Origin of the sequence: Aquibacillus albus, from assembly GCF_016908325.1 — a bacterium.
Classification (GTDB): domain Bacteria; phylum Bacillota; class Bacilli; order Bacillales; family Amphibacillaceae; genus Aquibacillus_A; species Aquibacillus_A albus.
Genome location: NZ_JAFBDR010000022.1, coordinates 40,035 through 60,972, shown reverse-complemented (window position 1 = coordinate 60,972; position 20,938 = coordinate 40,035). Strand labels below are relative to the sequence as shown.

Genomic DNA, 20,938 nt, shown 5'->3' with positions numbered 1-20,938 from the left:
TTTAATTAGAAAACAGGCCAATTAAATAAAAAGAGCATCAAATTGCTTTGCAATTTGATGCTCAATCACCTATATATGGATTGTACTCAAAGACTACCTACTTGTTCATATGGTCTTCGGATTTTCTTTTTCAAGTTAAGGAGGAAACATATACGAGTCGATTAAAGATCTATTCCTTCTCCCGGCTTCAATGCAACTCCTTTTCCTGGTCTTACTTTGTCAGCAAATGCATCTCCATCCTGCTCAATTAACGGAAACGTATTATAATGGATTGGTACTACTTGCTTTGCCTTGATCCATTCTGCTGCAATTAAAGCATCCTCTGGACCCATCGTGAAGTTATCACCTATAGGTAAAAAAGCAAGATCAATATCATTTAACTCTCCGATTAGTTTAAAGTCTGAGAATAATGCAGTATCGCCTGCATGATAAATTGTTTTCCCTTCAACTGTTAACAGAATCCCAGCAGGCATACCGCAATAAATACTTTGACCATTTTCATCAGTGAAAGCTGATCCATGAAATGCTGGAGTTAATTTAACACGTCCAAACTCAAACGGATGAGCTCCACCGATATGCATCGGGTGCGTATTTAAACCTCTGGACTCTAAATAAACAGCCAACTCATAAGGAGCAACGACAAGTGCATTCGTCCGCTTTGCGATGTCTATTGTATCTCCTACATGGTCGTTATGACCATGAGTAAGTAAAATCACATCGGGATTTACCTCATTTGCATCAAGATCACATGTTCCATTACCTGAAATAAAAGGATCAATAAGTATGTTATGTTTAGAAGTTACAACTTGGACAACCGATTGTCCATGAAAGGATACCTTCATTAGCCATCTCTCCCTTTTAGAATTCTTGTATGGTATTCATTTACTTTACAGCCATTTGTTTCATTTTAAAATGTAAAAAGACGAACTGCAACTAAACACTATGACAAACTCATCTTTAAGTTTTAGACAATTACTAATAGTGCGTGTATCCTCTAATAGTTTTCCCATGATTTTTCATATAATTGGATAAGTCTAGGATTTATAATTGTATTTGGTTCTAGTACAACTTTTTTTCCTCTTTCATTCCGTATATCTTCGTCTTCATCTTTGCCAAATACTGTTAACGATTGTATTAGTTCCGTAGTTAAAAATTGAGTAGGTACCGATATCTCAAGACGATTTAGATCTATAGCCCCCCTACTTGCAAACACGAAGCCCCAATTCCCAAAGCTTGGAACATCGACATGAAGGTTTTCAATTTGAAGCCCGGTAGATTCAATTGTTTTGGAAATCGTCCAATATACCTCTCTTGCGAAAACTGGACTAGTCGCTTGTACCATCATTGCCCCATCCGGCAACAAATGATTTCTTGCTAATGAATAAAACTCTTTTGTATATAATTTGTTCAGGCCTTCGTTATTAGGGTCTGGTAAATCAACGATAATGACATTAAACCATTCATTCGTTTCTTCTAAATAATTAAATGCATCCTTATTGATAATATTTACTTTTTCATCCTTTAAAGCCCCATTATTAATAGTTAATAGATTGGGATCATTATTTGCTAACTCAATAACAGCTGGATCTAAATCAACAAGTGTAACCTTTTGAACATCTGGATACTTTAATACCTCTTTCGCTGCTATACCGTCACCACCACCAAGAATCAAAACATGATTATGGTTCGTTGCTTGTGCCATGGCAGGATGTACTAATACTTCATGATAACGATATTCGTCAACAGAGCTGAACTGCAAGCCACCGTCTAAATAAAGCCTCGTATCCTGTTGATCTTTCGTAATGACTATCTTTTGATACTTACTTTCTTCCATATGGATAATTGGATCTCTATATAGCTTCTGTTCAAATGTCAAGGCCATTTCTTCACCAAAAAATAACCCCGCTATTAAAATAATACCAATGATTGCCCCTACAAATAGATGTGAAACAAATTTAGTGATTTCTTTTCGAAATAAGAATAATACAACTAGAGCAACTGCTAAATTTATACAACCTACTAAAAATGCAGTCTTAACCATTCCTAGTTGTGGTCGTAATAAATATACAAATAACAATCCACCGATCAAACCACCAGCATAATCGGAAAAAAGCACCCTTGCTGTACTTCGGTTTAATGATACACCAATTTCATTTGCCTTACGAATTAAGATAGGAAGTTCTACCCCAGTTAAAGCTCCAACAAGAAGAGTGATGAAGTAAAGGAACAATGCGTCCGTTCCATCTGGTGAAAAAGCTGTTATACCGAACATAATAAAACTTGAAGTACCACCTATGAGAGCAACTAAAAATTCTATATAAATAAAAGCAATAACTAAATTTTTTAATACCTTTTCACTTAAACTTGCTCCAATACCCATTCCAGTTAAAAACAACGATATTGTTAGTGTATATTGCTTAACTCCATCCCCTAATATGTAAGAGCCTAAGGCACCGAAAAGCACTTCAAATATAATTCCACATATAGATACAATTCCAGATGCCCAATAAATAAAATGACTTTGTTTAACTGCTGAATCGTTCATCCTCTCACTCCGTTTGTTAAAAAAACTTGGGTTGTAGACACGACTAGATTGAGCAAGCCTTCGTTTTACTTTCAACCCCATTATTAACAGCGGTCTGGCCACGTTTGACCAGACCTTATGTTTGGCAGGACTTATTATGTAATAGATGCTCCAATAACAAATGCCAAGCCAATCGATACTGCCATCGTTATAATACCTACTGCAATGTTATTTCCTTTCAGTTGTTCTTCTACAGAAAACTTTCTCGTTAACCCTTCGAAAACCCAATAAGCAATCAGTTGTAACACGACACCATAACCACCCCATAAAATCGTTTCCCAAACAGTTATGCTATGGTATATAGCAAAGGAAAGAATAATGCAAATACCTATTATTTTACCTGCTATAGATAATGCCACTGAATGGTTACCGTTCTTAATCTCTTCCCAATCTTTATACTTTCTTGTTAAAAATTCAAAAACAACTAAGCCAATCACAACAACAATAATAGCCATCAAAAAATAAATAAACGTTGAAATAAAAGCTTCCATTTGTTTTCACAACCTCCTTTTTTATTTGCCAGCACTAGGACCGCCACCCCTATAAGTTGACATCCCCCTATTTTGGTTTCGATCCATTGTATAACCTCCATAGCATCCACCATTACTGCATTGGTTTCTTTGCCTATTTCCCCAATTCGGTACTCCTAGTACACTTTCTAATGTACGAATAGCAAAATACGTACTTAAAAAACTAGGGGAATAATGATTTTGGACAAATTGCTTACTTGCCACTTCCATTAACACAGCATTATTATCCTCTTCACTTTCCTTAATGGTGACAAAGTTATTTGGATAAATTAATATTTGTTGGTTATCTTTTAGGTCGCTAATTTCCTCAGGTTGGATTATATCTGATAGTACAGATACCAACTCTGAAATAGATAATCTATTTGTTGCATAAATATTTGCCTGTCCATTATCTCCCTCGACTACATCTAGTAAATAAAAATGGTTGGATATGACTGCCTCTATATCACTTGTTGATGATGCTTTAATCTCGTCTAATAATTGTTCCTTAGTTGGTTCATCAGGTATATCGCTAACAGATACAGTTGGTTCTTCAAAACCCGGTATGTTTGTATATCCACATGCAGTTAGAAAAATAGAAACAAATAAAAATACAACCAAGCAACTTTTTTTCATGGACACCCCCCTTTCTTATACTTTTTACAACCGCCTCATTTGTATAAAACTAAAAGTACAATAAAAACCCTTGCTGCTACTTAGGCATACAAGGGTTTCTGTCCTATTGACTTGAAATCTAAGCACTTATTGCGTAACTAGAAAGAAGCCACCTATAAACCCCTTATTCTTTCCCCATTTTCTTTTTAAGTGCTGCCAATTCATCATCTACACCATTTTTCTCTAGTTCTTCAAACTCATCATCTAAAGTACGACTTGCCGCTGAAAGATCTTCGCTCGTATCTGCCTCTGCTTCATAATGTAGAACCTTTTCTTCCATTCGGTCAAAACCTTGTTTGGATTCATCATTCCCAATCGAAGACATTGTACGATTAATCTTTGTTCTAGTTTTAGCCGATTCTGCGCGTGCTTTTAAAGAATCTTTCTTTAATTTCATATCTTGATATTCTTTTTTCATTTCATCGAGCTTCGTTCTTAGTGTATCTGAATCCGACTTTGCTCTTTCCCAAGATTCCTTTAAAGAATCTGCTTGCTGCGCTTGGTTTGCTTTATCTTCTAAAGCACGTCTTGCAAGATCTTCATTGCCAGCTTCAATTGCCTGTTCTGCTTGCTTTTGTCTTTTATCAACAAGTGCTTGAGCATCATCATATTTCCGCTTTAACATTTTTTCATTTGCAATTTGTTTTGCAACGGAGCTTTCTACCTCACGAATATCAGATTCCATATCTCTCATAAATTGATCAAGCATTTTCACCGGATCTTCTGCTTTATCTAACATGGCATTTAATTCAGAACTTACAACAGTTTTTACACGTTTAAACATTTTAAACATAAGTTTACCTCCTCTTAAGAATTAGATCCCGCTATAATTTTTAATTCATATTCTTCAATTGGATATCCTAAGCTTACCTCCATTTCACTACCCCAGTGTTCTAAGCTAATGAAATATGACTCCTCATCATCATAGTACTCTGCATATTTCACTATGCTACCATTTACATTTCTGCTTCTTCCTTCACCTACAACTCTTGCCTCACCTTCCTCATCAAGATAATAAGTTTTCTCCTGATAGGAAATTTGTTTTGGAAAAGGATACGATACTGGAAGTTTTATCGGTTTGTAAATACCTAGTTCCAGATCATCGTCCATTTCTGCTGCAAGCCAAATGGTGTCATTCCCCTCTAATAACTGATAACCAAACCATTCATAACTTCCTTGACGGTAATTAATTTTGCCTACCACCTCATAATCAGTCAAATCATAAACCACTATATCTCCTACTTCTAAAGAAAGCGGGGTTCTTTCTTTTATTTGTGGTCTATTATCTTTCTTTTTAAATAATTTTTGGAATAACCCCATTGGTGCACCTCTTTCTGCTTACTTATAATAAATTTACGATTATTCCACACAAAACGTTTCACATTTATTTGAATTTTATATAGAAATAAAAAATTTTTCGATATTAATTTATCATATCAATGGAATGAATAAAACTTTCCATTGTTCTTATTTAGTTTTTATTTTGCTATACTACTATTATTATGACTTTCCATTCAATGGAAAACAACAATGAGCTAGGAAGGTGATTGATTTTGACTAGGGTAAATAAATTATTAGATCGTTTACAAGAGTGGAACCAAGAAAGTATGTTCATTACATCTAAGGCAAATGTCTATTACATAAGTAACCATTACACAGATCCACATGAGCGACTAATTGGTATCTTTATTGACAAACTAGGCGAGCCTTTACTTATTCTACCAGCCATGGAAAAAGACACTGCAATAGCTTCTGGTTGGCAAGGAGATATTTTAAGCTATGCAGACCACGAAAACCCGTGGGAGCTGTTTTACCACTACTTAAACAAATCTAAGCGAATTCCGAACACAATCGGAATTGAGCACGACCATTTCACTATAGAAAGGTTCGAGCAAATTAAAGCCTTTTTTCCTGAAACAACAACAAATGATGTAAAAGAACATCTTGCTAACTTGAGAGTCATAAAAGACGAAAAGGAGTATCATTTACTCAAACAAGCCGCAAACCTAGCTGATTTAGGAGTTGAAATAGGAATAAAAGCTATAGAAGAAGGAAAAACAGAACTTGAAATACTTGCAACAATTGAATATGAGTTAAAGAAGCAGGGAATTCGCGAAATGTCATTTGCTACGATGGTACTTACTGGAAACAAAACAGCTATTCCACATGGTACCCCCGGGTTAGATACAATAAAACCTGGTGACTTAGTATTGTTTGATTTAGGAGTTGTTTTTGAGGGCTATTGTTCAGATATAACTAGAACTGTAGCATATAAACAGATTAATGACCAACAAAAAGACATTTATCAGACTGTCTTATCAGCTCAAAAAGCAGCGATTTCTCATGCGAAATTACAACAACCCATTGGTTCTTTAGATCAAGTTGCTCGTAAACATATTACTGATAAAGGCTATGGTGAGTATTTCACCCATCGACTAGGGCATGGTATCGGGATTGATGTTCATGAGTTCCCGTCCATGACTTCCACAAATAGTTTACCTCTTCTGCCCGGAATGAGCTTTACCATTGAACCCGGTATTTACATTCCTGAAATTGGTGGAGTTCGAATTGAAGATCAAGTATTGATGACAGATGGCGGCATTGAATTACTAACTAAATATCCAAAAGAACTGCAAATCCTTTAAACAGTATGCCTGACTTTTTTTAAGAAGTCAGGCATACATTTTTAAATGGATTCTTTTAATAATGTAGCCGCATCAGCATACTCTAATTGTTGCGCTTCTGCAACAGCTTGGTACGTAACATAACCGTTTAAAGTATTGATACCTTTTAACAACGAAGGATGTTCTAAGCAAGCTTTCTGATACCCTTTGTTTGCTAGCTGAAGTGCATAAGGAATGGTAACATTAGTTAAGCCCATCGTGGACGTTCTAGGTACTGCTCCCGGCATATTGGCTACTGCATAATGAAGTACTCCATGCTTCGTATAGGTCGGATTATCATGGGTAGTAATTCTGTCCGTTGTTTCAAATATACCACCTTGATCAATCGCCACATCAACAATAACGGAGCCTTCTGGCATTGCTTGAACCATTTGCTCTGTGATAAGTTTTGGTGCTTTTGCTCCTGGAATTAAAACAGCTCCTATGACAAGATCAGACTCGCTGATGGATTGTTCAATATTTAAAGGATTTGACATCAGTGTATTAATAGAAGAACCAAAGATGTCATCTAATTCTCTTAATCTGTCAGGGTTTAAGTCGATAATGGTAACATCCGCACCTAAACCGATGGCAATTTTTGCTGCATTTGTTCCGACAACTCCTCCGCCAATAACGGTAACCTTTCCCCTTTTAACTCCAGGGATGCCTGACAGTAATATTCCTCTTCCACCATTTGACTTTTCTAAAAATTGTGCACCAATCTGGGAAGCCATTCTTCCTGCTACTTCACTCATTGGTGTTAGCAATGGTAAAGATCCATCGGGTAATTGGACTGTTTCATAGGCAATGCCGACAACCTTACTCTGTATTAAAGCTTTTGTTAATTCAGGTTCAGGAGCAAGGTGTAAATATGTAAACAAAATGAGACCTTCGTAAAAATAATGGTACTCTTCCGGTAATGGTTCCTTCACTTTTAAAACAAGCTCTTGTTCCCAAGCTTCAGCAGCTGAATCAACAATTATTGCACCTGCTTCTCGATATTGATTATCCGTAAACCCTGAATCCAAACCTGCTTGTGTTTCAATTGATACCGTGTGCCCTGCATTCCCCAACGTCATTACACCAGCTGGAGTTATTGCCACGCGATTTTCATTATTTTTCATCTCTTTTGGAATGCCGATTTTCATTGTATGACCCCCATAATCTCTATTTTTTCTATTTAACGATATCTATTTATCACATCTAATCCGCCAGTTACTTCAAACACTGAGCCTGTTATCATATCTGAATTTTTTTCACAAAGAAAAAGGATGGCTCTTGCAATATCTTCACCTGTTCCTGATCTTCCTATTGGTGTATTCTCATCCAGTATTTCTCTACTTTCACTTATACTAGACTCTTTCATATCTCCGATAATGTTTCCAGGACATATCATATTGGAAGTAATCCCATGTTCAGCTTCCTCCAATGCGATTGTTTTTGTTAATGAAACAAGTCCTACTTTTGCTGCTGCAAATGCGGAACGGTTTAACCAACCGGATGCAGAGTTAGCACCTTGGAAACCATAATTCACAATCCGACCAAAGTCTTGATCCCTCATCATAGGAACCGTTAGTTTAAGCAAATGGAACACGGCATCTAAATTACCTCTGATCATCAAATCCCATTCATGGTTTGAGTAGTCCATTAATTTTTTTCTTTCAAAAACAAATGGCCCTGCATTGTTAATTAGATAATCAACGGTACCAAATCGAAGGGTAGCTTCGCTTACTAATTTTTCTATATCTTTTTTGCTTGTTACATCAGCTTGAACAATATGTAATTGGTTATCTGCATACCTCTTTTTAAGTTCTTTGGCCCTCATTTCATCTTTCCAATAAGTAACAGTTACTTGATGACCTTCGCGAACAAAGGATTCTGTTACTTTTAAGCCTAAACCTTTCGTTCCAGCAGTAATGATGGCATGTCCCACAGTCATCCTCCCTCCACTAAACTATTTTTGGTTAGTAGTTATAGTTAGAGATTTTACAAGTATATGGTACATGAACAATTGAATAAAAGCTATTAGAAAAACTCAAGTTCACCTCTTCTCAACAAGTGTCAAAAAATCAACATCGAACTTTAACACAGCAAAATAAAAAAGACTAGTAACAATGCAACAATGTGTCACTAGCCTTTTGAAGCAAGCAGGTCGAAGCGGCTTAGTAAAATACCACTCACTTCTCACTCAGAATTTGGTGCTCAACGAGATAACGTTTTTGGTAAAATCGTAAAGCAAAATTTGTTACTTTCCTGGTTAATTGATAATTTGTTAGAGCCCCTATTCCTATTCCGATTAATGGAAACCCCTGAACAACCTTTTTTCTTGTCATTAGAATCAATATATTTTTAGCTAATTGTTGTAATAGTTGGTTTGTTGAAGCTTTATTTGTGATCTCCTCTTTTCCTTCATATAAATAAGGAGTTGTGTTATTCATTTCATCATTTAGTTCATCCCAAGCCTTTTTTTGAAACCTTTTCGGTAAAGTGGCTGCATGGAAAACTTTTAATGATACCATCATTTCATATGGTTTATCTATTTTGTGCCCAAATGACAATCCAATCAATTGAACAGCTTTAAGGTTAATCATCGCTAGTACAGGTAAATCTATAGCTGAGAGCAGTATTCCTCCAGCTCCCGTACACGAGCCCTGAACGAAAGCGCTCATCCTCTCTTTTTCCATTTGTTTTTCTGCTATATAGGTAAGTTGAGTAAGAGGCATGGATTGCAAATCTTCAATTGTATGAACTTCAGGATCAAACACCTTTCCTAGCTTAATAATCGCTTCTCTAGCTTCCTGTTGGATAGATGATCCTTGTAAATAAGAATGGACATAGAATAACAGTTGGTCAGCATTGTTTTGCAATTTTTGTTTACTTGAGGAACGAAGATAAACCAATAATTGGTTCATTCCTTTTTCATAAAATTCCTCGTAAGGATTGGTCTGATAAGACTCTAACAACTTTTCCCATGTTATTATTTCCTGCACATAATCATTGTTCACCAACTCACCTCTGTATGTGTTTAATTATTACTAATTTACCATATGTCTTTTTAATACCACGTTATGCTAAAAAGCAACCCCTAATCGTTTAAAAGAGGTTGCTTCAAAATTTTCTTGATGCCAAATGAAAATAATTAAAAATACATTATTTTTGGGCAACTTTATCTGTAAGGCGGATGGTATCCCTTGCAATCATTACTTCTTCATTGGTTGGGATGACAATTACTTTTACTGGTGAATGCGGATAGTTGATAAAGGTTTCCTTTCCACGAATGTTATTCAATGAAGGATCCCAATATACTCCCATAAATTCAAGCCCTTTTAATACTCTTTCTCGTATGGTCGTACTGTTTTCACCAACACCAGCGGTAAATATAATCGCGTCTATTCCATGCATCCGTGCTGCATAAGATCCAATATATTTATGAATTCTATTCGCAAATACTTCAAGTGCTAGCTCTGCACGTTCATCCCCATTATTTGCCTTTTCTTCAATATCCCTTAAATCGCTAGAAAAACCAGAAAGCGCGAGCATCCCACTCTCTTTGTTAAGAACATTCATTACTTCATTCGCTGTTTTACCTGTCTTATCCATAATATATGGGATTAGGGCAGGATCAATATTACCCGAACGAGTCCCCATAGTAACACCAGCTAATGGGGTGAAACCCATGGATGTATCAATAGATTGGCCATTTTCAATCGCAGCAATACTAGCACCATTCCCTAAATGGCAGGATAATAGTCTTAATTGATTTGAAGGAATACCTAGCAGTTCAGAAGCTCTTTCCGATACATATTTGTGGGAAGTTCCATGAAATCCATATTTTCTAATACCGTATTTCTTATAATATTCATATGGTAAACTATATAAATAAGATTGCTCCGGCATGGACTGGTGAAAAGCTGTATCAAAGACAGCAACAGCTGGAATCTCAGGAAGGATTTCTCTAAATGCTCTAATTCCTGTTAAATTCGCAGGATTATGCAATGGAGCCAAATCCGAGACTTCCTCAATTTCTTTAATGACCTCATCCGTAATCCGAACGGAGTCACTGAATTTCTCTCCCCCGTGAACGACACGATGTCCTATCCCATCAATTTCATTTAATGATTGGATTACACCAGAGGATGTTAGTTTTTCTAGTAGTAATTTAACAGCTTCTTCATGATTAGGAATATCTGTTACGCTTTTATCCTTATTTTCCTGTACCTCTATCGTAAATACAGAATCATTGATACCAATACGTTCCACTAGCCCCTTTGCCAATACTATTTCTTCTGGCATTTCGATTAGTTGAAACTTCAAAGATGAACTACCGGCATTAATTGCTAAAATGTTGCTCACATGATTCAATCCTTTCGTATCAGTCCTTGTTTATAGTCCTAAAACTAAAAATACGTACTGAGTCTTAATCCAATTAAAAGCGATTCTTTCTTACCCTACACCATTTTAACCACCGGTTTCTCTCGATTGCAATATGAATCCATTTATGATAACGTTTGCGACAAAAATTTGTTATTTTCTCATAATTTAATACCTTTCATTTTTAAACCAAAGATTAATTTTCTCTAATATGTCATTCATAGCTTTTACATTTTTAAAGGAAGGTAACTGTGCAAGTAAGGCTTGTTTTGGTGCAGTTGTAGTTTGTCCCTTTTTCTGTAAAATAAAAATACTTTTTGCATTATTTTCGGACTTAAACATACTGAGTGGTAACTGCAATAAACCGATCACATGTGCATGATTATGGAGATATGATTGCAGCTTGTCCGCTTGATCACTCACAAACAAGTTATTAGGTATAACAAAGATTAGGAATCCTCCATCCTTCACGTAATTTAAACTTTGCTCGATGAACAAATGATGAGCATAGGAGTGACCCTCATTTGATTTAAGCTCATATTTACTTGCCTGAAAATCGTTTGGATAATAACCAACTGGCAAGTCAGAAATAACACAATCAACGGGTTCTAATAAAAATGGCTGTAAACTATCTTGATGAAAAAACTCTACTTCTGTTTCCTGTAAATTTGCATTCATTAAAGCCAATTGAATTAACGTTGGGTCAACTTCACTACCATATGCCTGTGTTTTTTGATGTAATTGATTAATAACGGCTGTTAATAAGTTTGCTGAACCACATGCAGGATCAAACAATCGAATTATCTCGTTTTTTTCTGTTAACTTTTGTACAAGGTACCCAATAAACATAGCTACAGTATCTGGTGTTACCAAATGCTGTTGTTGCGTTGCTCCCTGCATTCCTTTTAATATCGCTAATTGAATCGCTTTTCTTATTTCTTCCTTTTCATAACCTTTTAAATCAATTTCTTTAACCTTACTAATTAGTTGCGCTTTTAATGAATCGTTTATATTCTCTGTTGGCTCTTGTGTAAACAACAGTTCTAGTCCATAAGCAAGACCTTCAATATATGGGTGATCTAATTGTTGTTGTATTAACTCTGATACTTCATCTAGTGATGAAAATAATTTTTCAACGTTCGTTTGTTCCAAATTTGCTCCTCCATTCATCCCTTTAAAAATTTCATACATTTAATGGTGGGTGCCTTTATTTTAACAAGTTTCTATTTAATCGACCATTGTTACATGTTATCACTTATAAGGAAAACTTGACTATCGATAAATCCTAAATTTACTATGTTGGGAATTAATACGTAGCTAGGTTTTTATACTTCAACAAGCAATGGAAAACCCGGCAATGTTTGCCGGGCACATCCTTTAAACCTATCCAAATATAGGGAATTATGTATAAAGACTGCCATTATTAGCTTATATGGCAGCTTACTTTTATTCCTCGTTATACTTCTTTATACTTTCCAACCTGTATATGAAGCTTTTTTTAAGTTGTTGTTTTGCTATTTAATAATGTTATTCTTGTTGATCTTTCTTTTCTTTATCCATATCTTGGTCTTTCTTTTCTTTATCCCTATCTTTTTGGGCTTTTCCTAGCATCTCTTGGATTTTATCTACTGCCTGTGGCGCTAAATCAATTAGCTTCTCTGCTAAATGGGCATTTTTATCAATGTGAATCATCTGTGTACCTTTTGAAGACACCACCAAAAATCCTATGGGTGAAATCGATATACCTCCACCAGCACCACCGCCAAATGGGTATTCTTGATCTTTTGAATCTGTGCTTCCGTCTTGAGAGCCAGAATCCTGACTTCCGGAGTTTGGTTTGAATTCTGAACCACCAACTGCAAATCCATACCCAACTCTACTAATCGGTAATATAACTGTACCATCTGGTGATTCTACAGGGTCGCCCAAAATTATGTTGACATCAACCATATCCTTTAGATTAGACATTACAGTGTCTACCATTCCTTCAATTGGATGCTGTTCACTCATTTTATCAACCTCCTTAAATCTTATGCTGGTTCATTAGCCCAATTAGAATGATTGCTATTGACATATTTAATCAACTGAACAAACGTGTAAATAGTTTGTCCTAATCGTGCAGAAACCATACCACTACACTCACTATATAAGCGCTTTTCCTGAAAAGTTGGATTAACTTCAATCATCGGTTTTTGAAGTATGTTCATATAATTAGTAATTAAACCAACAATAGACCCTTTCATCCCCCATAAAGCCCCACAAAGAATACCTGTAGCACTAGCATCACCCGTACCTATGTAAGTTTTCCAATATAATCGATGAATATTAATCCTGGACAAGACCTTTAATACAAGTGGCTTTGCATCAATCAGCTGAAATAATAATTCCTTAAACTGTTGTAGCTTTGAAGAAAAATTGCTTGGCCGATACGCTTCTCGGTCTGAGTTTAACTCACCATTATTTGGATTGATTAAATCTTCTTCTGAAAATAGAATTTGTTTTTTCCAAATAACTATACCTAGCACCTTTACTTTTATATAAAAATAACTATTTTCACCGTCTAATAAGAACTCAAAGCTCGTATATAATCTTAAAAACATGCCTAGGATAAGAATGGCAAGTAAGATAATAGCTATCAACAACCAAATCAAAACAAGCACCTCCCATAACACTTATTATCTTCAAAATAAGAGTTACATAAACGTATCTTTTGACAATTTGATGACATGCTATGATTCTGTAACCAATGGTGATAACATAAAAACAAGTATGGAAATTTTAACAAGTAACCCTACATGACATACAAAACAGATGAAATTAGGAGGGGCAAGCATGGACAATCGGAGAAATCTATACTTTTATTATCCACGAAGTGAAGAACTAGAAAAAAAACTAAATCCATTAGTTGAACTCGCAAAAAGTAATGGATTTACAATTGTAGAAGATTATCAACGTGCAAATATTATTGTTAGTGTCGGAGGAGATGGTGCATTTCTACAAGCTGTTCGAAAAACTGGTTTTCGACAGGATTGTTTGTATGTAGGAATAGCTCAATCAAATGAAGCAGGCCTTTATTGTGATTTTAATTTAAATAATTATGATGAAATGGTAAATTCCATGATGTATGAAGAACTTGAGGTACGACGTTTTCCAGTCATTGATGTAGTTATAAATGGAGAAGCAAGGTTTCAATGCTTAAACGAGGCAAGTATTCGATCAACAGTCATAAAAACAATTGTTATGGATGTATTTATTGATGATAATCATTTTGAACGATTCAGAGGTGACGGATTAATTGTAGCCACACCAACCGGTAGTACAGGCTACAACAAATCAACTTTGGGAGCAGTTGTAGATCCAAAAACCCCTTGTTTTCAGGTTTCAGAATTGGCTTCATTAAACAACAATCGTTATCGGACATTAGGTTCACCATTTATCTTGAACAATGACAGAACCTTGAAACTAGAAATAATCCAAGATGGTAATGATTATCCAATTATTGGTTTAGACAATGAAGCTTATTCAATTCGCAACATTAAAGACTTAACCGTAACATTAAGTGAAGACCGAATCAAAACAGTAAAATTAAAAAATAATTCATTTTGGGATCGTGTAAAGAGAACCTTTTTATAATTTCGTATAACATGAAAAACTGGGCACCAACAGTTGGTGTCCAGTTTTTGTTATTAAATTTAAATAGTCAAGCTTTCAGTTTTGGATAAGTGTTATCTTTTGTAAACAATTTCCTCATCAATCACTGTCATTTCTACCCTAGATGAAGAAATTTCCTCAGGCTTAATCTTAAATAAATCCTTATCTAAAATAGTAAAATCTGCTACATATCCAGGAATTATTTGCCCTCTGTCATGTTCGTGACAGATTACATAAGCACTTCCTTTCGTGTACAAGGAAATTGCTTCATAAACTGATAGTTGTTCGCTCTCATTATATTTTTTACCATCTATATACGACTTTCTTAAAACTGCTGCTTCAATTCCAAGTAATGGATTAACATCCTCTATTGGTGCATCAGACCCTGCCGCACAAGCTATTCCCTTGTTTAAAAATGTTTTCCAAGGATACGACTGTTTGACACGTCTTTGACCTATCCTATCAATTATCCAAGGGAAATCAGAAGCGACAAAAGTTGGCTGAATATCTAACACAACGTCGAGTTCCTGTAATAAGGAAAGCACGTCTTCATTTACTACCTGAGCATGGATAATTCGATCCCGCCTACCATTTTTCAGTGGGTATTTTTTAATTGTCTTAGCAATTGCCCATACTGCTTTGTCGCCAATTGCATGCACAGCAACAGGCATTTCTCGATCACGTGCTTTTTTAACTAGGGTTTCTAATTCCTCCATACTATGAATCGCTATACCATAGTTGTCTGGGTCATCTTCATATGGTTCAGAAAGCCATGCAGTTCTTCCGCCTAAAGCCCCATCAGAAAAGATTTTTACTGCTCCGAGTTCAATAAAGTCTGCTCCATCGCCATACTGTAATCCTTCGTTTATCATGTCATCCAATACCTCATGATGAACAAGCAAGTGAGTCCTGAATTTTCTTTCTTTCCCATCAATTCCTTTTTTAAAGGCATTTAGTGTTTTCTTAAATCCTCCATAATAATTTAAGTCTTCACTATGCCCTCCTACTAAGCCTAGTTGTAATAAATCATCTACAGAAGCCTTAACTACTTTTTCTAAATGGGATTCTGTAACATCTGGTATTTTGTTTTTGATTAGTTCTTGAGCAGTATCAAGGAAATAACCAATCGCTTCTCCCTGCTCATCTCGAACAATCTTTCCTCCTTGAGGATCAATAGTATCCTGTTCGATATTAGCCAAACTCATCGCTGCTGAGTTAGCAAGAATCGCGTGTCTACAAACCCTTGTTAACATCATTGGGTTGTTAGGAGCTATCTCATCAAGTACACGTTTATGAATGATTTCTGGATTTTCCCACTGGTTTTCATTCCATCCCTCACCAATAAGCCATTCTCCTTGGTGCAAATCCTTAACTCGCTGCTGTAAAGCATGGATTATTTGCTCAGGTGATGACATTTTTGATAAATCCAAATGAAGTAATTTTTCACCGTGCCCAATTATATGTAAGTGACTATCAACAAACCCTGGATACATAACCTTACCATTTAAGTCATAACTAGTATCTATGTTTTTTTCATATTTCTTTTTTATAACTTCGAGTTCCCCTGTTTCAACTATTTGTCCATTATTTGTGAAGACAGCTTCTACCTGTTCACCTTCTGCATGCATTGTATAAATTGTGCCACCATACCATAGTACACCCATGCCGACTTCTCCTTCATCTTTTGTTGTTACAAGTACGATACCAAAACATAACCAAAAAGAAAAGGGTAGTGCTATAACACTACCCTTTTATGCCATACTATCTTGTTATTGTTGTCCACCATTTAATTGTTGTTGAGCCATAGATACTAGGCGCTTAGTGATTTCACCACCAACAGATCCGTTAGCTCTAGAAGTTGTATCAGCACCAAGATTCACACCAAACTCTTGCGCAATCTCAACTTTCATTTGGTCGATTGCTTGGCTTACACCAGGTACTAATAGTTGATTACTGTTATTGCTGTTGTTGTTTGCCATGATGTCTCACCTCCTCTTTACTACATTTCTATAATGTGTAGGGAGGGGTGAATTCATACACCAAAAGTACTGGTAGTTGTTGCAAACTCTGGCAAAAGATTGGTAGATTTTCTTACAATTATCACCGTATTATTAAAGCAAATCGAAAAGATCTTTTTTCTTTTGCTCTTCTTCTGAAACTTCAATTGTTTGTACATTAGCTATTGTTTCACTAAAATCATTGGTAAAATCAATTAATTCTTCTAAATATTTAACCTTGTCTGTTTTTGGTTTTGTTTTTGGAGCATTTGGAACAAACACTGTACAACAGTCCTCAAATGGCCGGATTGAAATCTCATATGTTTCAATATGCTCAGCAATTTTAATAATATCTTCTTTATCCATTGCTATTAATGGACGAATAATTGGAAAGTTTGTTACTTCATTAATCGCATTCATACTTTCCATGGTCTGACTAGCAACTTGACCTAAACTTTCTCCTGTAGTTAATGATAAGATACCTTCCTGCTTCGCAATATGCTCACTTATGCGCAACATCATCCGACGCATTACTGTCATTGAATAACCATGAGGGATTTCTCTGTAAATCTTTTGTTGAAGCTTTGTAAAAGGTACAACATGAACCTTAACTTTTCCTCCGAATTCTGTAAGTCGTTCCGCTAAATCTAACACCTTTTGTTTTGCTCGTTCACTCGTATATGGAGGAGAATGAAAATGGATGGCCTCCACCTGTACCCCGCGTTTCATTGTTAAATATCCTGCAACGGGGCTATCTATTCCACCAGACATAAGTAATAATGTTTTTCCTGATGATCCGACTGGAAGTCCACCAGCACCTAGAATTTTCTTTGATGTTATATAGGTTGCTTTTTTTCTAATATCCACACGTATCTCTATATCTGGCTGATGTACATCAACCTTATAGTCATTCGTATTCGATAACAAATGACCACCTAAAACATGGTTAAATTCCTGAGAACCAATTGGAAATTCTTTATTTGCCCGTTTTGTTGTTACCTTAAATGTTTTTACGTTTGGCTCCTTCGTCAAAACATTTAAAGCAGCTTCTTTTATATCAGTCACTTCATTGGTTGTTTTCACAGCTAGGCTCAAGCTTTGAATTCCAAATATGTTCTTACACTTTTCTATTATCTTCTTAGGATTTTCACCATTTAACACAATATACATTCGATCTCTATGCATACTTATTTTTATAGCAGAAAATTGCTTCAGCTTTTTCGCTATATTATCAGATAATTGATTAGTAAATACTTTTCTATTTTTTCCTTTTAAAGCAATTTCACCATAACGTATAATGATATGATCGTACTGCATGTTATCTACCCCATTACTTCACTCAATTGTTTAATTACATCAGAAAGTGTTTCAAAAAACGTGTCCATTTCTTTCTCATTATTTTCATAAGATAAACTAACTCTTAATGCAGATTCACTTATACTGTTCCCTAATCCACATGCTGCCAAAACTGCACTTTCATCCGGTTTTTTGGATGAACAGGCCGATTTCGTTGAAATATATACCCCTTTTTCTCCAAGAGCATGAATGACAACTTCTGGTTTGTAACCTGGTATAGAAAAGTTAAGGATATGTGGTGAATGGCCCTCAGGCGAATTGATGATTACGGAGTCCAGTGTTTTTAAATATTTACGTAATCTGCTTTGCAAGGATACTAAGTTATCTTTGTTTACTTTTTGTTCCTCCAATATTAACCTCATAGCTTTTACCAATGAAACAATACCTGCCAGATTTTCCGTCCCAGACCGGTAGTTTAATTCTTGTTCACCACCGTGAAGGAGTGGAAACAATGTTGTATTCTTTTTAATATATAACAAACCAGTTCCCTTTAACCCATGTATTTTATGTCCAGAAATGGTACATAAATCAACTCCACTACTTTTTAAATCCAATGAAACTTTTCCAAACCCTTGTACGTGATCAACATGGAAAAATAATTTAGGATATTGTTTCGCAATCATTCCTATTTCTTCAATCGGCTGAACAGACCCTATTTCGTTATTCACATGCATGATAGATATTAAAATGGTGTTTTCCGTTATATTAGATTTTACATCATCAACAGAAACTAAACCGTTTGTATCAACTGGCAAATAGGTAACAGAAAAACCTAAACTTTCAAGAGCTTGACATGCTTCTAATACCGAGGGATGCTCAATTTGAGAAGTAATGATATGCTTACCTCTATTTTGATGTGCTAGTGCAATTCCTTTAATCGCTGTATTATTACCCTCTGTTCCACCAGAATTAAAAACAACTTCATCCTCTGAAACACCAAGTAGGTGAGCAGCTTGTTGTTTTGCAGTTAACAACAAACGTTCCGCTTCCAGTCCAAATCGATGAACAGACGATGGGTTTCCAAAATAATTTTCTGATACTTTAAAAAAACTATCCAAAACATCAGGATGTGGTTTGGTGGTTGCACTATTATCTAAGTAAATCATAGGAGATTCCCTCCTTCTACACTTTTGCATTGAAATATATTAACACATATCCTGTCCAATTGGAAATCATCATGCACTTGCAAACCTGAAATTTATAAACTTTACAAGTACATAAAAGGTCTAATTTTAAGCTTTTTGCTTAAAATTAGACCTTTTTACTTACTCGATATTATAGTTAATACCTAATGCCACAGTCCGATTATTGATTGTACCAACACCTAACTTGGCACTTGGCTAAATGCCTCTAAGCGTTTTAAAGCCCCGGGTTCAACCTCTTCCAAAGCCGTTATAGCTTCCTCCAAAGCATTTTCATAATCATAATTACGGAACAAACTTTCCGCACGGTATAATTTTTCAGCTAACACTGAATCTTGACTACGATAACGGTTTGCATATTGAATCACTAATTCCACAAGTCTGGCTTGGTCCAATAATAATTCTGTTTGTTCAATCATTGTTAATACAGCCTTTTTTGCTTCTGATAAAGAGCTTTGTACTTCCCCCATATCAAGCGGTTGTTTGGCAAGATTTTTTACTACTAATTCACTTTTCTCTACTGCTTCATCTAAAAGATTCCAGATAAAGGATGGAACTCCTGGGATATTACTTTTTTGTAACTTTCGATTTGTTTCATAAAGCTGTTTACGCATTTCTAATACATTTTCTTTTGCTTCTATTTCATCTTTTCGAAGAGCTCTAATTTGTTCTTTAAATTCATCATGAGATTCCTGCAATTGTAACAGTTCTTTATAACTATCTTCTATAAGCTCTCTCAATTCAGCATGGGAAATGCTCTCTTCATTCATTTCTGTTTGGATAAGCTTAAATTGATGCTGAAGTTGTTTCATCCATTTTTCAAGGCTTAAATGTAATTCCATGTCCGTTTTTTCAATATAGTATGTTTCTTGCAGTTGCTCAACCTCTTGCAGCGTGGAGCCAAAATCGGAGTTAACTTCATCCATCAATTTTTGATAACTAGGAAACTGCTTTTGAACGAAAGACTTGGCCACGGCTTCTTTTTCCAGCAACTGATACATTTCCGGAATTCTTTCTTCAATTCTGCCTATAAATTCCTGTACTTCACTTGTTATTCCCTTCTCTAACTTTTCAATGTTTTCAATTAGTAGCTCTTGATCCTTATGTAGTTCCTTTTCAAAACCAAAGTGTTCAATTCGATATCCATCCTCTTTCATTTGCTTAATTCCGGCAAGTAAGTCATCCATTTGTGCAGGCAGTTCTTTTTTGCACTTTTTATATAAGGACGGAAAAGCCTGGATTTGTTCTTCAATTACAGCAACTCTACTTTTCAGATTATATACTAATTGTTGTCCTTCGAAATAATTCCCAGTCTCTGCTAGTTGAAAATATCTACCAACCTCTTCTTCTAGTTCATCTATTTCCACATCAAATCGATATTCTGCTTTTCCGAACAAATGACGATGTTGGATTATTTTTTTCCTAAGGCCTTTTATTTTAGGTTGCAAATATTCAATTTCTTTACGACTATGCTGTTCAGAATCTAATAAATGTTCCAGCTCCTTAAACATTTCGTCAATATCCGATTCAATTGATTCCAACGTATCCTCGACTGCTTTTAAGTTTTTTTTGGCAGTTGAAATACGAAATCGGTCAGCAGCTTCTTCTGCATCTAATAAATACTCTTCTATATCCGGTAACTCTCTCGTTAAAATGTGATCCCAACGATCTTTCCAAGATTCAAACTTGTCTTGAGTTTCTCCCATTAAATTTAAACTTTTAATCCGAGCTAGCTCTGAAGTCACATTTCGGTTCATTATATCCATTTTCCAACCTTCTAGCCGATCAACTTCATCATACACTTTTTTCCTCAAGATAAGACCTAATATAATCAATGCTATGATGATGAGAATAACCCCTATGACATAAGCCATAATAATCCTCCTAACCGTTTCCCATCGATATTTCTATCCGAATTGAATCCATTTGTCTCATTCCATGATAGGAAATAGTTCGACAAATAAACATCGAATTACCATTTTGTACTAAC

At 35.5% G+C, this 20,938-nt stretch carries 20 protein-coding genes; 2 read left to right on the top strand and 18 right to left on the bottom strand.

What is annotated here, in order from left to right:
* Window positions 1–161 precede the first annotated feature (161 nt).
* From JOC48_RS16595 to JOC48_RS16570, 6 genes are all read right to left on the bottom strand, one after another.
* Complete coding sequence (locus JOC48_RS16595) at window positions 162–842, bottom strand: metal-dependent hydrolase (RefSeq protein ID WP_204501537.1); 681 nt, start codon at window positions 840–842, stop codon at window positions 162–164.
* Between the two features lie 152 nt (window positions 843–994).
* Window positions 995–2,545, bottom strand: coding sequence for a polyamine aminopropyltransferase (locus JOC48_RS16590; RefSeq protein ID WP_204501536.1), 1,551 nt, complete (start codon window positions 2,543–2,545; stop codon window positions 995–997).
* A 134-nt stretch (window positions 2,546–2,679) separates the two neighbouring features.
* A complete protein-coding gene (locus JOC48_RS16585; RefSeq protein ID WP_204501535.1) occupies window positions 2,680–3,075 on the bottom strand; it encodes a DUF350 domain-containing protein in 396 nt (131 codons plus the stop codon).
* 21 nt (window positions 3,076–3,096) lie between these two features.
* Window positions 3,097–3,729, bottom strand: a complete 633-nt coding sequence (locus JOC48_RS16580; RefSeq protein ID WP_204501534.1) for a DUF4247 domain-containing protein — start codon at window positions 3,727–3,729, stop codon at window positions 3,097–3,099.
* 163 nt (window positions 3,730–3,892) lie between these two features.
* Window positions 3,893–4,561, bottom strand: a complete 669-nt coding sequence (locus tag JOC48_RS16575) for a PspA/IM30 family protein (RefSeq protein WP_204501533.1) — start codon at window positions 4,559–4,561, stop codon at window positions 3,893–3,895.
* A 14-nt stretch (window positions 4,562–4,575) separates the two neighbouring features.
* The gene (locus tag JOC48_RS16570; RefSeq protein ID WP_204501532.1) at window positions 4,576–5,088 is read right to left on the bottom strand and encodes a DUF4178 domain-containing protein; all 513 of its coding nucleotides are present in this window, start codon (window positions 5,086–5,088) and stop codon (window positions 4,576–4,578) included.
* 230 nt (window positions 5,089–5,318) lie between these two features.
* Between JOC48_RS16570 and JOC48_RS16565 the strand changes: the two genes are divergently transcribed.
* Window positions 5,319–6,413 carry a M24 family metallopeptidase gene (locus JOC48_RS16565; protein ID WP_204501557.1) on the top strand — a complete coding sequence of 365 codons (1,095 nt, stop codon included), beginning with the start codon at window positions 5,319–5,321 and terminating at the stop codon, window positions 6,411–6,413.
* A 41-nt stretch (window positions 6,414–6,454) separates the two neighbouring features.
* Here JOC48_RS16565 and ald read toward each other — a convergent pair whose 3' ends face one another.
* The 7 genes from ald to JOC48_RS16530 form a co-directional block, all read right to left on the bottom strand.
* Window positions 6,455–7,579, bottom strand: coding sequence for an alanine dehydrogenase (ald, locus tag JOC48_RS16560; protein WP_204501531.1), 1,125 nt, complete (start codon window positions 7,577–7,579; stop codon window positions 6,455–6,457).
* Between the two features lie 32 nt (window positions 7,580–7,611).
* Window positions 7,612–8,370, bottom strand: a complete 759-nt coding sequence (locus tag JOC48_RS16555; RefSeq protein WP_204501530.1) for an SDR family oxidoreductase — start codon at window positions 8,368–8,370, stop codon at window positions 7,612–7,614.
* 238 nt (window positions 8,371–8,608) lie between these two features.
* A complete protein-coding gene (locus JOC48_RS16550) occupies window positions 8,609–9,436 on the bottom strand; it encodes an EcsC family protein (RefSeq protein WP_204501529.1) in 828 nt (275 codons plus the stop codon).
* 145 nt (window positions 9,437–9,581) lie between these two features.
* Window positions 9,582–10,784 (bottom strand): acetate/propionate family kinase, encoded by a 1,203-nt coding sequence (locus tag JOC48_RS16545; protein ID WP_204501528.1) that lies wholly within the window; start codon window positions 10,782–10,784, stop codon window positions 9,582–9,584.
* Between the two features lie 186 nt (window positions 10,785–10,970).
* Window positions 10,971–11,954 carry a class I SAM-dependent methyltransferase gene (locus JOC48_RS16540; RefSeq protein ID WP_204501527.1) on the bottom strand — a complete coding sequence of 328 codons (984 nt, stop codon included), beginning with the start codon at window positions 11,952–11,954 and terminating at the stop codon, window positions 10,971–10,973.
* 375 nt (window positions 11,955–12,329) lie between these two features.
* Window positions 12,330–12,812 (bottom strand): GerW family sporulation protein, encoded by a 483-nt coding sequence (gene ytfJ / locus JOC48_RS16535; protein WP_204501526.1) that lies wholly within the window; start codon window positions 12,810–12,812, stop codon window positions 12,330–12,332.
* A 20-nt stretch (window positions 12,813–12,832) separates the two neighbouring features.
* On the bottom strand, window positions 12,833–13,453 hold the full coding sequence (locus tag JOC48_RS16530; RefSeq protein WP_204501525.1) for a DUF2953 domain-containing protein: 621 nt from the start codon (window positions 13,451–13,453) through the stop codon (window positions 12,833–12,835).
* Between the two features lie 181 nt (window positions 13,454–13,634).
* On the opposite strand from JOC48_RS16530, the gene JOC48_RS16525 reads away from it, so the two are divergent.
* Entirely contained in the window at window positions 13,635–14,435 is an 801-nt protein-coding gene (locus JOC48_RS16525; protein WP_204501524.1) for an NAD kinase, read from the top strand.
* Window positions 14,436–14,527: 92 nt separating this feature from the next.
* On the opposite strand, the gene JOC48_RS16520 is transcribed toward JOC48_RS16525, so the two are convergent.
* The 5 genes from JOC48_RS16520 to ezrA all read right to left on the bottom strand — a co-directional run bounded on the left by JOC48_RS16520 (window position 14,528) and on the right by ezrA (window position 20,822).
* Window positions 14,528–16,117 carry an amidohydrolase gene (locus JOC48_RS16520; protein WP_204501523.1) on the bottom strand — a complete coding sequence of 530 codons (1,590 nt, stop codon included), beginning with the start codon at window positions 16,115–16,117 and terminating at the stop codon, window positions 14,528–14,530.
* A gap of 105 nt (window positions 16,118–16,222) precedes the next feature.
* Window positions 16,223–16,432, bottom strand: coding sequence for an alpha/beta-type small acid-soluble spore protein (locus tag JOC48_RS16515; RefSeq protein ID WP_204501522.1), 210 nt, complete (start codon window positions 16,430–16,432; stop codon window positions 16,223–16,225).
* Window positions 16,433–16,564: 132 nt separating this feature from the next.
* Window positions 16,565–17,767 carry a tRNA uracil 4-sulfurtransferase ThiI gene (gene thiI, locus JOC48_RS16510; protein WP_204501521.1) on the bottom strand — a complete coding sequence of 401 codons (1,203 nt, stop codon included), beginning with the start codon at window positions 17,765–17,767 and terminating at the stop codon, window positions 16,565–16,567.
* Between the two features lie 5 nt (window positions 17,768–17,772).
* Window positions 17,773–18,912, bottom strand: a complete 1,140-nt coding sequence (locus tag JOC48_RS16505; protein ID WP_204501520.1) for a cysteine desulfurase family protein — start codon at window positions 18,910–18,912, stop codon at window positions 17,773–17,775.
* A gap of 218 nt (window positions 18,913–19,130) precedes the next feature.
* Window positions 19,131–20,822, bottom strand: a complete 1,692-nt coding sequence (gene ezrA / locus JOC48_RS16500; RefSeq protein WP_204501519.1) for a septation ring formation regulator EzrA — start codon at window positions 20,820–20,822, stop codon at window positions 19,131–19,133.
* Between the last annotated feature and the right edge of the window lie 116 nt (window positions 20,823–20,938).